Raw genomic sequence first — 255 nt, 5'->3', positions numbered from 1 at the left:
AGCATTGTAGAACCACCTGACCCCATGCCGAACTCAGAAGTGAAATGCAATAGCGCCGATGGTAGTGTGGGAGGTCCCATGTGAGAGTAGGACATTGCTAAGCACCTAATTAGAAAGACCCGTAGCTGACGCTACGGGTTTTTTGCTTTGTAGGGTTTAGAATGTCCTACTCTCGAGTAGAGGAAAATTGGTTAATAGAGAAAGCCAACAGTTTGGCTTTATCCCAATTTTTCAGCACGAGCTCTGCGAGTGATA

At 45.9% G+C, this 255-nt stretch carries 1 rRNA gene; it reads left to right on the top strand.

What is annotated here, in order from left to right:
- A 5S ribosomal RNA gene (gene rrf, locus ACOB80_RS20925) occupies positions 1-103 on the top strand; the annotation flags it as partial.
- Between the last annotated feature and the right edge of the window lie 152 nt (positions 104-255).

It is taken from the genome of Thalassotalea coralli, from assembly GCF_055786205.1.
This window is presented reverse-complemented; position numbering and strand designations above follow the sequence as displayed.